Origin of the sequence: Rhodococcus sp. ACS1, from assembly GCF_002300155.1 — a bacterium.
Lineage (GTDB): Bacteria > Actinomycetota > Actinomycetes > Mycobacteriales > Mycobacteriaceae > Rhodococcus_F > Rhodococcus_F koreensis.
This window is the reverse complement of sequence record NZ_NSDZ01000001.1, coordinates 322,570-334,886: the sequence shown is the minus strand read 5'-3', so window position 1 is coordinate 334,886 and position 12,317 is coordinate 322,570. Positions and strand designations below refer to the sequence as shown.

Below are 12,317 nucleotides of genomic sequence, written 5' to 3'. Positions count from 1 at the left end.
ACTATGACGGACATCATCGAATCCGGCGATTCATGGGGTAGCGACGTAGCGGAGATCGAGGTCCTCGGCCACCCGTGCCTCAGCTTCGTCAAGCGCCGGCATCACATCGCGGACCTACTCGCCGACGGGCGACGCTTCACCGATCGAAATTACCTTGTACAGGGATCACGACGCATGTCGTTCGCGGAACACGAAGTCGCCGTCGACCGGATCACCGCGCTACTCGATGAACGCGGCGTGCGCCCCGGGGATCGCGTCATGCTGTTCGGGGCGAACTCAATCGAGTGGGTCGTCGCGTTCTGGGCGGCGATCAGATCGGGTGCTGTGGTCGTGCTGGCGAACGCCTGGTGGAGCCGGACCGAAGTAGACCACGCGCTACGCACAGTGACGCCCCGCTACGTCGTCGCCGACGACGTGCGGGCGCCCCTCCTGCCGGACACCCAAGAGCGGATCGATTTCGCCGACATCACAAGCACACTCGAAGGCGACGCCGCCCCCGCGATCACCCGTCCTACCGCAACCGAGGACGACGCCGCGATCGTCCTGTTCACCTCCGGAACAACAGGCCTGCCCAAGGGGGCAGTCCTCTCACACCGAGGCGTCCTGGCGACCCTGCAGAGCCTCGCGCTGCTGACCCGCCGCCTCCCAGGGGCCAGCAGCAAGTTGCCCGCACCGAGCACTGCGCTGCTGAGTATCCCTCTCTTCCACGTCGGTGGACTGCAGCAGATCATCACCCCGATGCTCGCGGGCGGATCCCTCGTCTTCACAGAGGGACGGTTCGATCCGCAGAAGGTTCTACGATTGCTCGACGAGGAACAGGTATCAGTGTGGTCGACGGTTCCAACGCTGGTCAGCCGCGTCATGGACCACATGGAGGCAGTGGGGCACGAAGGTGCCTCATCAGTGCGAACGGTCGGTCTGGGCGGTTCCCCGGTCGGGGCCCAGCTGCGGAACAAGGTTCCGCGATGGTTTCCCAACGCCTCCCGGGGCGTTGCGGTCACCTACGGGCTCAGCGAGGGCGGTGGTGTCCTGGCCACCGGGATCGGCGCCGACCTCGTCAACAGGCCCGGTTCTGTGGGACGCCCACTACCCGTCGTCACCATCCGGATCGAAAACCCGGACGAGAACGGCGAAGGCGAGATCCTCGTCCGCAGCCCATCGGTAATGTTGCAGTACTGGACCGCGGAGGAGCGCTCACTCGAGCCCGTCGACGATCCGATCACACCGGACCGGTGGCTACGGACCGGCGACATCGGCCGGCTCGACAACGATGGGTTCCTCTATGTCACCGACCGCCGCAAAGACATCGTGATCCGCGGTGGTGAAAACATAGCCACACCCCACGTGGAGAACCGTTTGCTCGAGCACCCCGGCGTCCGGGAGGTGGCCGTGGTCGGGCTACCCCACCCGAACCTCGGAGAAGAGGTCGGTGCGATCGTCGTTCTCCGTGACGACTCGACCGTAACCGAGGAGGAACTGGCCGCGTTCGCACGCGAGCAACTCGCGTATTTCGAGGTACCTACCCGGTGGCGAATCAGTCTGAAACCACTACCTCAGAACGCCACCGGAAAGGTCGTCAAACGCACCGTGCGCGACGAGTGGATCGCCGAGATGTCCTCGGTCAGTACCCCTTCGTCGCACTGATCACCCGTCTGGCGCGAAACGAGCGAGGCTGACCACGTGCGGACGAAATCCACCGTGCGCGCGCAATTCACACGGCACATCTATTCCTGAGCAAGGTACGAAACCATGAACTGTCACGAGTATCGCCGACGGCGTCAGAGGCGCCGTGCCGCTTCGATCGACGTCGACCGCAAACACAGAAGTCCTGAGGCAGAGCTCCTCATCGCGTTCGCCAGCAAGTGGGCACCATACGGTGGCGCAACCGAGGCGGAAATATTCGTCCACTTCGGAATGACATCGCACCGGTTCATCGACCGTTTGTGGCAGGTAGTTCCTGAATCCGACTGTACTCGAGAAGAACTACGCAGCTTGGCAAGCGCATATCCGCACTACGGCCGAACGAGCGGCGCTCAGCCCGTTCCTTAGGACCCTCAATGTTCGATTTGGATCGACCAGGGCACCGAGCGGTCCGACAGATCCCACGAACAACCGCAAAATAGAGTAGGCAACGAGGCCGAATTCAAATGTGGCACAGCGATCGCGACAACGACATTCTCGACTTTGCGCTTCTCTGGGAACCGCTCGGAGGGCCCACTCCGGAAAACGTTGCAGCCGCCTTCGCGATCGATATCAGCGAGTACAACCGTCGGCTCCGAGCAGCTGCGAGGCTCCAGTTGGCTCGACTTCAACAAGGTGTCACCTCCTCCGAGCACATCTATGGGCTCTCCGTGATGGCCGCGCTCGATCGAGGCCTACCGCTAGAGCACACCGAGTGGCCGGATTCTTCTAGTGGCATGACGTTGAAGATGTTGGACGACATACCTTCCTGATCGCGGAGGCGACCTTCTGGGTCGCGCGAAGTAGTGCGCCACTGGTCGTTCCTTGACGAACGCGCTCATCCCGTCGGGTCCCTCCGCGGGGCGGACCCGACGGTGCCGCGTGGGATGGCTTTGCGCTTGCTGACGCCGAGCCGCAGCTCCGACGAGGTTCACCACCAACGGCGGCTCCGGGTTGAATGAGAGTGATACGGGCTTGGTGGCGGCTGCACCCGTACGCGCGAAACCCTCGGTAGGGTGCCGCGGTTGATCCGGAGGGGGAGCGCCAGCAGACGCGAACGCCTTTGACGCAAACTGTGCTTCATTTCAGTGGTGTGACAGACGTGGCGGTGATGATCTGGTCGCGATCCGCGGATGCCGGACTTGTCGCCGGCATATCCCACGAAAACACGGCCAGCTCATGCCGTGCTCGCCACCAAATTGGCATCTGGAGTGAAACACCTAGTTGCCGAACGATTCCCGCGTGCGACAACAGCAGACCTCAACGGAATGTCCGGGCATGAACGCAAGCATCAAAATCGGATCCGATCGACCGCGAGCGCACCCACCGGACAACTCCCCGCAGTGGATATCAGGAAGGTTCAACTGCTCGCAGCGCGGTCAACTCCGCCAGCATCAAACGAAGACATCATTCACCCGCCCGTCCTGAAAGCTGACACCGTGCTTTTCGATTGTGCTTGCGAACATGAAAGCGTCAGCAGCCCTTGATGATATAGACCACAAACGTCTAACATGTGTGATCGGCACCATATTTCGAGTCGAACAGACCCCCACACAATTCTGCTTGGCAAAAGGAGACTTCATGCCACTCGAATCACACATGCACCTGGTCTCAGTCGATGACCATCTCATCGAGCACCCCAATGTCTGGCGAGACCGCCTGCCGCAGAAATACCGTGACATTGGACCGATGATCGTGGAGACGACCGGCGACGAGATCGACTCCTACGGATTCGGGCAGAAGGTCTCGAAGGGCCGTCAGGTGTGGCAGCTCGACGGACAGATCTATCCCGAGCTCGGACTCAACGCCGTGGCCGGAAAGCCGCGCGATCAACTCGGCACCGACCCGGTCCGGTTCGACGAGATGCTGCCAGGCTGCTACGACCCGGCGGCGAGGGTCAACGATATGGATGTCGACGGTGTGCAGGCGGCTCTGCTGTTCCCATCGTTTCCGCGTTTTGCGGGCACCCTCTTCAGCACCCTCGCCGATCGCGAACTCGCCCGACTCTGCATCAGGGCCTGGAACGACTTCGTGATCGAGGAGTGGTTCACCCCCTATCCGGACCGATTCATCCCGATGGCGATTCTGCCATTCTGGGACCTCGATGAGTCGATCGCTGAACTCGATCGAATCGCCGACCACGACATCCGCTCGATCTCGCTTCCGGAGAATCCAGCCAAGCTGGGCTATCCCTCGTTCCACTCCACGCACTGGAACCCGCTCTTTGCGGTCCTGGAGGAACGCGGCATCGTGATCAATCTTCACTTCGGGACATCGGGTCAGGTGCAGCGAACGTCCGACGACGCACCCATGGCCGTCATGATGAATCTGATGGGGACTAATTCGATGGCCGCGACTTCGGATCTGCTCTTCTCTCCGGTGTTTCACACGTTTCCGAATCTAAAGGTCGCTCTCTCGGAAGGGGGGACAGGCTGGATCCCGTGGCTACTGGAGCGCGCGGACCTGATCTGGGAGCGGCATCGGTTCTATCAGAACATCAACCAGAGTGTGCGTCCCTCCGAACTGTTCCGGCGGAACATCTGGGGCTGCTTCATCGTCGACCAGTACGGCATCGACAACCGCCACGCGATCGGCGTCGATCGCCTGATGTGGGAGTGCGACTATCCGCACTCGGACTCGTTCTGGCCGAACAGCCGCAAGATCGTCGAGGAGATGTGCCACGCCGTGCCATCCGACGAAGTGCACCAGATCGTCGAGACCAATGCCCGCGAACTCTTCCGATTCCCGCGCGCATGAGTGAGGAAACGGTGATCCCGGCCGAAGAGATGCTCGGTGAATCTGATTGGGACGATCAGGACCTGCTCACTTTGGATGAGGCAGCGACCCGCCTCGACGCCGAGATAGCCGCATGTCGGCAACGACTCGATGACCTACGCAACACGTCCCACCCACCTGCCGACGACATCGGTCGCACGCAGCGGCGCCTCGACGCCCTCCTGAGCTGTCGCGACGCCGTAGCGCACGGGCCAACCGCACTGGCTAAACCCTAGCGAGAAGGACTCCAGCGTAAACGTGTGTTCGGCGCGGCCGATCGGTCTACGCGACCCCGCCGGTGAGTGCTCTACCGATTGTGTTCAAGGCTGGTCGCACAAATGGGAGGAAAGCGCGCGTCGGCCCCTCTGGAGCTGAGCATCAAGCACGGTCCAATCCGCCCGTTCTGCGACGTGCAGGTTTCGCCGACTCTCATACGTCGACGGTTGCGGCAGCGCCGAGGCAATCCGGCGCCGCCGCCACCGTCGTCGGCGAACTTCCGTCAGCCCGAGGGTCCGATCAGGTCGATGACTCAGAGCAGCGAATGGATGACCTGTGTGACTGCCCTAGAGCTCGGCCGGAGCACTTCCAGGCCGAGTGGATGCCCTGGTCAAACCGATCTCCGAAACTGAGGCCCACCAGCGACCGGCTAGAACATCACCGCCACCCGAATCCTCCGCGCCCTGGCCGAGGGGGACGGGAGCGGGAGCCTGGCAAACTCAGACTCACCGCTGGTCGTGCGCCCGACCTTGTCCGGCAGGCAGACAAAAGCAGTCGACAACTGCAGCCAATGCCTCGGCTACGGTGTGGTCTGCGAGGACCCCGGGTGAAAGCGAGCCGAGCAACCTCGATGGCGACCAACGACCGCGCTACGGTGGAGCGCAACGTGAGCCTGGGCAGGATCGACCACCAATGGGCGCAGCGCGTGACTCATCAAACGCCATCGCCTCGATCAGGCCGGGCGACGTTCGTCATGGAAGGACATCGAGATCGGCTTCACCTGGCCTGCCGCCGATCGGATCGCAATTGTCCGCTGCTCGACGGACGATTCCCACCTCGTGCTCCGCTCGGGTAGATGCCACCTCGCTGAACGTATTGTCGCTGTCGCGCCCGCATTCCCCCACGGTCTCGTGCACAGTGTGGACTCGGATTCCGTGCGGAACCAGCTGTCGGGCGAGGGCGTCGACATAACGCATGACCGCCCGTCGCGCCCATGTCCGACCCGTAGGTTCAGGTGCTGGCGTGCCCCTCGCGGTGCCCGGCGCCGCCGACGTGATGACAACGACGATCGACGAACCCGGCTTCAGGTGCGGCAGACACACCGCCACGGTATTCATCACCCCGATGAGGTCTGCGTCCACGGCGTCGACGAATCTTGCCCGGCTATCGGCGCCGGCAACTGGCAGGTTGCCGGTGACGGCGACGACGAGATCGAGGCGTCCGAGTCTTCGGACCCCATCGTCGACCGCTGCGCGCAGGCCCTGACGGTCGCGAACATCGACAAACGACGCCACAATTGTGCGCCCCCGTTCCTCCACCTGTGCGATCGTCCGCTCGAACTCGTCCACAGTTGCAAGTGGATGGTCGACGGTGTCGATCCGACCGCTCGCGTCGACAGCGACGATGTCGGCGCCGGCGGAAGCCAGTCGGACAGCGTGGCGGCGTCCTGGACCGCGGGTGGCGCCGGAAATGAAGGCGACCTTACCTTCGAGCCTCCCCATTGGGATATCTCCTGTTCTGTCGCAACGGTAGTGGCTTCGCGGCGGACCGGAGCATGGCGAGGCGACTCCGGTGCGATGATCGACTCGCCGGTGTGCCGGCCATAGTCGTCCCGCTCTGTACCCACGCCGCTGGAAAACCGAGCCTAATGACGCCGTCGCAGACAAGTCAAGTAGGCACTATACTTAGTGTGGTCCATGGAACTTGGCGACACCGCGCACGGCGCGGCGGCAATGGAGGCATTGATGGTTCACCATCCCGACGCATTCGTGACACTCACCCGCGTCACGGTTGACGACGCGAACCGCGACGCGGTGCTCGAGATACTGCGGGAGATTGTCGCGCTCGACGCGACTGAGCCCGGTACGCTGGTCCAGACCGTCCAGGTGGACGAAGAGAACGATCAACACGTGTGGCTCTACGAACTGTGGGCGAGCCCGCATGATCGGGATCTCCACCGCGACAACGGTGCCGAACTCCGGGGGCGCCTTGCGCCCTTGATCTCGGTGCCTTTCGAGGTGATCACCTGTCGACCGCTGTTCGGGCATGGTCTCGACCTGGCCCGCCTCGTCACGGGGGAGTGAGGGCTGCGCCCGATCGTGTGATGTGTCGAGTTACAGAACGTGCCTGACCTCGTGGATTTCGACGGTCATCGCGCCGGCGATATAGAAGGGCAGGTGTTCGATCTCGGCTCGCGCCGCCGCGGCGGACTCTGCCTCGACAAACGTGTACGACTGCGCGCCATCGACTCGCGAGTACACGCGTTCGATGACACCTCGGCTGTGCAGGCTCTGCACGGCGCGAGTCTCCTCTGCCTGTAGGGGAGTGCGGTCGACAGACGGCACGGGAGTCGCGATGACGACGAACTTCACGGTTCCACCTCTATTGCGGGGGCTAGTACCCGCTCAGTCTAGTACGGATAGTAGTTACTTCGATAACATCGGTTTGATGCCAATCGCTTCGACGCCCGCGGCCGTAGGCGTCGGTGAGCGACCAATCTGTGAAGAAAGAGATGCCGTGAGCACAACAACCGAAACCGCGACCCCCACCGAGACGGGGATCCTCCTCGCCAGGGACAACCGAAACGCCGAAGTCGTCACCGTGACGTTGAACAAGCCGAACCGTAAGAATGCGATGAGTTGGGCGATGTGGCAGGAGCTCCGAGCCGTCCTCGACGAGATCGCTCTCGATCCGGCGATCCGTATCGTGATCCTCACCGGTGCGGGGGGCTCGTTCTGCTCGGGTGCGGATCTCGCTGCCCCGTCGCCGCGGATGCACCCGCTGGGCCAGATGGAGGTGATCAACTCCGTTGTGCTTGCGCTGCATCGTCTGCCGAAAGTCACCATTGCGAGGGTTGACGGCGACGCGGTGGGGGCGGGTATGAACCTCGCTCTGGCGTGCGATCTCACCGTAGCGACGGAAAAGAGTCGATTCTCCGAAATCTTCGTACGCCGCGGATTGTCGATCGACTGCGGTGGATCGTGGATCCTTCCGCGGCTGATCGGATTGCACCGTGCGAAGGAGCTGTGCCTGACCGGTGACATCGTGTCGGCCGCGGAAGCCAGAGAACTGGGTCTGCTGAATCGGGTGGTACCGGACGGGGCGTTGGACGAGGCGATGGACCTACTCGTCGAGCGACTTCTGCTCGGCGCGCCGATCGCCCAGCTGGTCACCAAGCGCCTGTTGACTGCAGGCGGGTCGTCATCGCTCGACGAGAGTCTCGACCGTGAATCGATGGCGCAGATCGACAATCTCGGGTCGAGTGACTCAACTGAGGCACGGGCGGCGTTCGTCGAGAAGCGCGCCCCACGGTTCACCGGCGCCTGGCCGGGGCGATCGTAACAAGGCGACCGACGTAGGGGACGGCGGCAATTCGAAGGTTTCGGAAGCCGCCATCCCCGACGCCGGACAGGCGTCAGTTTCCGCGTGGAAGTCCCAGTACGCGTTCCGCGACGATGTTGCGCTGGACTTCAGCCGTGCCACCCCAGATCGTGCTCGAACGGCTCTGAAGCATGCTCGCCGTCCAATAGTCCGGTTCGTACCGACCGGCCGACTGCATCGGGAGGATCATCGCCTCCGCCCCCCGCACATTCGCCATCCGATCGAGGAATACGCGTGAATACTCCGACCAGAACATCTTGATGATCGATGCTCGTGCACCGGCCGTACGACCTGCGATCGCGTCGCTGAGGGACGCTAGGCCCTGATATCGCATGATTTCGACATGCGTATGAGCCCACGCAAGCTGCTGGCGTACTACCGGATCGGTGTTGGTCCCATTGGATTGTGCGAGCTCAATCGCCATCCGCAACTGGCGTGCAAAGGGAAGGTGCTGCGTTGTTGTGCTACCCGCACGCTCGCTCCCTAACGTCGTCATCGTGACGTTCCACCCGTTGTTCACGCCTCCGATGATGTTGTCGACGGGCGCACGCGCTTCATCGAGAAACGTCTCCGTGAAATCGGAGTCGCCGGTCATCTGTCGGATCGGGCGTAGCTCGATACCGTTCGCCGAGCCATCCGGGTGCCGCATCGGGATCAGTACGTAGGAGATCCCGCGATGCCGCGGAGCATCAGGGTCGGTGCGACACAGACAGAACAGCATGTTCGCGCGAGTGGCGCCGGACGTCCACACCTTCTGTCCGCTCACGACGATCTCATCACCGTCTATGCGCCCCGCCGTACGGAGTGAGGCAAGGTCTGAGCCGGCTTCCGGCTCGGAGAACCCCTGGCAATAAACGTCGGTGCCATCGAGAATCCGCGGAAGAAAGTACTTCTTCTGCTCGTCCGTACCCCAGGCCATGATCGCAGGCGCGACCAGCCATTCGCCGACGCCGCGGGTCGGTCGTGGGACATCAGCCCGTGCGAATTCCTCGTCCAATACCGACATCTCGATAGAGGAGAGGCCTCGCCCGCCATGTTCAACCGACCATGAAATGCACATCAGACCGGCCCGGTGGACAGTTTCGGCCCAGTCGGCCAATGCCGCATTCTGGGCGGTCGTGGCATGGTCGGGGTCCACGCCGATCAGTTCGGCAGGTCTGTTGGTCTCTAGCCAGTTCCGCACTTCTGCGCGAAAAATGTCGGCCTCGGGGCCGAGCTCAATTTCGAGGGTCACCGCGTCGCTCCCAAGTTTTCCGGAGTTCGATCGTCCCGTCGACGAATGAAAGTAGACACTACAGCAGTGCGCTTCTCTGTCTCAATCATCGAACGTGTCGGAATCTGCTGAGTCGCCCGATCGTGCACCCTCGAGTCGGTGTTTCCGCACGTCTGTGCACCACGTCCCGAAGTGAGAATTGCCACCGCCGAAGGTCTGGGTCCGCAGCTGCGTGAAACTTATAGTTGTGGAGTACTTACTTTACTACCTAGGATGAGGTCATGACCGTAACAACTGCCAAGATCCCCATGGTCGGCTATCTGGTGCTCGACGATGAACCGCACCTGGTCGCGCAGCGCTGCGTCGCGTGCGGCGCGTTGTTCTTCGATCGCAGGAATGGTTGTGCACGCTGCAGTGCAACCGAATTCGAGCGGCACCCGGTCGCGAACACCGGCTACATCCGCAGCTACACGATCGTGCACCGCGCGGCGCCGAAGGTGCCCGCGCCGTACGTCTCGGCGGTGGTCGAACTCGACGGCGGCGGAGTGATCAAGGCCAACCTCGTCGACGTCCAGCCGGACCCTGACGCCGTGAACATCGGCGGGCGTGTCCGGCTCACAACATTCGTGGCCGGCGTGGACGACGACGGCACGGAGGCCGTCGCATTCGGATACATCCAGGAACAGTGAGGGAGTTCGACTGATGAGTAAGCAATCCACCTGGATCGTCGGTGCAGCAATGACACGGTTCGGCCGTCTCCCGGACATGGACCTGATCGATCTCGGTGCCACCGCAGCACAGGCCGCGCTCGCGGACGCCGGCATGACGATGGGCGACGTTCAGGTCTTCGCCGTGGGTAACGCCTACGAGTCGAGCGGGATGGTCGCCCAGAGAATCCAAAAGCAGATCGGTCAAACGGGAATCGAGACGTACAACGTCTTCAACGCCTGCGCGACGGGCGCGACGGCCGTGCGAGCCGCCCACCTGGCGATCCAGGCGGGCGAGGCCGATGTCGCGCTCGTCGTCGGCGTTGAGAAGATGGGCAAGATGGGGATGCTCGGGGCGGGCGCAAAGGCTCGTTCCGACCGCAAAGTGTATACCCCGGGTGGCCGATTTGACGCGGTAATGGGAACCGAAGGGATCCTCGGGACCGGCCTCATGCCGGGGGTGTTTGCCCAGGCCGGCATGGACTATGCCCGCCAGCACGACGTCACATTCCGGCAGTTCGCCAAGGTCGCCGAGAAGAATCACTACCACTCCTCGCTCAACCCGCTCGCCCAGTACCGCGATGTCTATGACGTCGAAGCGATCATGGCCGCCGAGATGATCGCCTATCCCAACAGCGTCCTCATGTGTTGCCCCACCGGGGACGGAGCGGCCTCCCTGGTGCTCGTCTCGGACGAGAAGCGTCGGTCCCTCGACGCCGCGCAACGCGACCGAAGTGTCAAGATCAGTGCCTCGATCCTCACGACCGACCCCTACACCCCAACCGGTCACGCGATGCCCGACATCAACACACTCACCCGCCAGGCAGCCGACAAGGCCTACGAGGTGGCCGGTGTCGGACCAGCCGAGCTGGACCTGGTGGAGTTGCACGACTGCTTCGCGACCGCGGAGCTGGTGCACTACGACAACCTGCGCCTGTGCGAGCCCGGCGGCGCCGGCGAGTTCATCGACTCGGGTGCACCGCGCCGTGACGGATCGACCCCGGTCAACGTCTCCGGCGGCCTGATCTCGAAGGGCCACCCGATCGGAGCCACCGGCGTGGCCGGCCTCTACGAGGTCGCCACCCACCTGCGCGGCGAGGCAGGCGAACGTCAGATCGACGGTGCACGGGTCGGCCTCGCCCATGTCATCGGGCTGGGTTCCGCATGCGGCATCCACATCCTCGAACGCGCAGCGTAATTCAATTTTCACCCGAACCGAGAACGGAGACACAGAACATGGGACAGCTCGACGGCAAGGTAGCAATCGTCACCGGTGCTGGACGTGGCATCGGACGTGAGGAAGCCCTCGCATTGGCCGCGGCAGGCGCGAAGGTCGTCGTCAACGACATGGGCGGCGACTGGAACGGCGAAGGCAGCGACGAAAGGCCCGCTGCGACCGTGTGCGACGAGATTCGCGCGCTCGGTGGCGAGGCCACACCGAACTTCGACAACGTCGCCGATCCGGCCGGGGCCGAGCGACTGGTCAAGCAGACGCTCGAAACCTATGGCGACGTCGACATCCTCGTCAACAACGCCGGAATCCTCCGCGACAGCATGGTATTCAGCTCCGAACCAAAGCAGTGGGCGTCGGTGATCGATGTGCACATCCTCGGCCACTACCTGCCGACGCGCGCGGTAACCGCGCATTGGCGCGAGCAGTCGAAAGCGGGTACAACCAAGCACCGCGCGATCGTGAACACCACGAGCGAGTCGGGGTTGTTCGGTAACGCCGGCCAGTCGAACTACGACGCGGCAAAGTTGGGCATCGTGTCGTTCACCATCGCGGTGGCAAAGGAAACGGCCAAGTACGGGGTCACGGTCAACGCGATCGCACCGCGCGCGCGAACGAGACTGACCACCACGACCTTCGACGGATCGAACCGTGCGGGCGAATTCAAGGTCGTCGACGGTGTCTTCGACGCGATGGATCCGTCGAACATCGCACCGTTCGTCGCGTTCCTCGGTACCGATGCTGCCGCCGAAATCACTGGCCAGACCTTCATCGTGTACGGCGGGATCGTTGCACACGTCAGGTTGCCCCATGTGGCCGACCTGATCGTCAAGGACGGTCAGTGGACAATCGACGAACTGGTTGCCGAGCACGGCGGACTGTTCAAGGACGTCGGGTCCAACGTGTACGAGGGACCGCGAGGGTACGCGCGGTTGCCCAAGCAGTAGTACGCACCCGGGCCCTGCCAGCGAATTCGACGGGGCCCGGGGCAGCCGCTGGCCGCGTGACCGCTCGATCACCGTCCAGCGAATCCGGACAGGCTTTGTGAACCCCGTACGACGGGGGAGAGGTGGACCAGCCGCGGGCGGTCCCCGACATTCGACCGTAGGAAGCG

General features: G+C 63.0%; 11 protein-coding genes. 8 read left to right on the top strand and 3 right to left on the bottom strand.

Going from position 1 to position 12,317, the window contains the following annotated elements; all coding sequences use genetic code 11:
• The first annotated feature begins 3 nt into the window (after positions 1 to 3).
• The 3 genes from CJ179_RS01545 to CJ179_RS52095 all read left to right on the top strand — a co-directional run bounded on the left by CJ179_RS01545 (position 4) and on the right by CJ179_RS52095 (position 4,691).
• A complete protein-coding gene (locus CJ179_RS01545; protein ID WP_095860527.1) occupies positions 4 to 1,644 on the top strand; it encodes a class I adenylate-forming enzyme family protein in 1,641 nt (546 codons plus the stop codon).
• A 1,617-nt stretch (positions 1,645 to 3,261) separates the two neighbouring features.
• Entirely contained in the window at positions 3,262 to 4,437 is a 1,176-nt protein-coding gene (locus tag CJ179_RS01530) for an amidohydrolase family protein (RefSeq protein WP_073362267.1), read from the top strand.
• Complete coding sequence (locus CJ179_RS52095; RefSeq protein ID WP_073362266.1) at positions 4,434 to 4,691, top strand: hypothetical protein; 258 nt, start codon at positions 4,434 to 4,436, stop codon at positions 4,689 to 4,691. The genes CJ179_RS01530 and CJ179_RS52095 overlap by 4 nt, the downstream gene beginning before the upstream one ends.
• Positions 4,692 to 5,423: 732 nt before the next feature.
• Here the strand turns inward: CJ179_RS52095 and CJ179_RS01520 are convergent.
• Complete coding sequence (locus CJ179_RS01520) at positions 5,424 to 6,173, bottom strand: SDR family NAD(P)-dependent oxidoreductase (protein ID WP_073362265.1); 750 nt, start codon at positions 6,171 to 6,173, stop codon at positions 5,424 to 5,426.
• Positions 6,174 to 6,368: 195 nt separating this feature from the next.
• Between CJ179_RS01520 and CJ179_RS01515 the strand changes: the two genes are divergently transcribed.
• Positions 6,369 to 6,755: a putative quinol monooxygenase gene (locus CJ179_RS01515; protein WP_143048772.1), complete on the top strand. Its 387-nt coding sequence runs from the start codon at positions 6,369 to 6,371 to the stop codon at positions 6,753 to 6,755.
• 30 nt (positions 6,756 to 6,785) lie between these two features.
• On the opposite strand, the gene CJ179_RS01510 is transcribed toward CJ179_RS01515, so the two are convergent.
• Positions 6,786 to 7,043: a hypothetical protein gene (locus CJ179_RS01510; protein ID WP_073362261.1), complete on the bottom strand. Its 258-nt coding sequence runs from the start codon at positions 7,041 to 7,043 to the stop codon at positions 6,786 to 6,788.
• Positions 7,044 to 7,188: 145 nt separating this feature from the next.
• On the opposite strand from CJ179_RS01510, the gene CJ179_RS01505 reads away from it, so the two are divergent.
• Positions 7,189 to 8,013 carry an enoyl-CoA hydratase/isomerase family protein gene (locus CJ179_RS01505; RefSeq protein ID WP_257015244.1) on the top strand — a complete coding sequence of 275 codons (825 nt, stop codon included), beginning with the start codon at positions 7,189 to 7,191 and terminating at the stop codon, positions 8,011 to 8,013.
• Between the two features lie 73 nt (positions 8,014 to 8,086).
• Here CJ179_RS01505 and CJ179_RS01500 read toward each other — a convergent pair whose 3' ends face one another.
• Complete coding sequence (locus CJ179_RS01500; protein ID WP_095860525.1) at positions 8,087 to 9,286, bottom strand: acyl-CoA dehydrogenase family protein; 1,200 nt, start codon at positions 9,284 to 9,286, stop codon at positions 8,087 to 8,089.
• Between the two features lie 260 nt (positions 9,287 to 9,546).
• On the opposite strand from CJ179_RS01500, the gene CJ179_RS01495 reads away from it, so the two are divergent.
• The 3 genes from CJ179_RS01495 to CJ179_RS01485 are packed head-to-tail and all read left to right on the top strand — an operon-like array spanning position 9,547 to position 12,150.
• Positions 9,547 to 9,954: a Zn-ribbon domain-containing OB-fold protein gene (locus tag CJ179_RS01495; protein ID WP_095860524.1), complete on the top strand. Its 408-nt coding sequence runs from the start codon at positions 9,547 to 9,549 to the stop codon at positions 9,952 to 9,954.
• 10 nt (positions 9,955 to 9,964) lie between these two features.
• Positions 9,965 to 11,170 carry a thiolase family protein gene (locus CJ179_RS01490; RefSeq protein WP_373560130.1) on the top strand — a complete coding sequence of 402 codons (1,206 nt, stop codon included), beginning with the start codon at positions 9,965 to 9,967 and terminating at the stop codon, positions 11,168 to 11,170.
• 38 nt (positions 11,171 to 11,208) lie between these two features.
• Complete coding sequence (locus tag CJ179_RS01485; protein WP_095860522.1) at positions 11,209 to 12,150, top strand: SDR family NAD(P)-dependent oxidoreductase; 942 nt, start codon at positions 11,209 to 11,211, stop codon at positions 12,148 to 12,150.
• Positions 12,151 to 12,317: the final 167 nt, after the last annotated feature.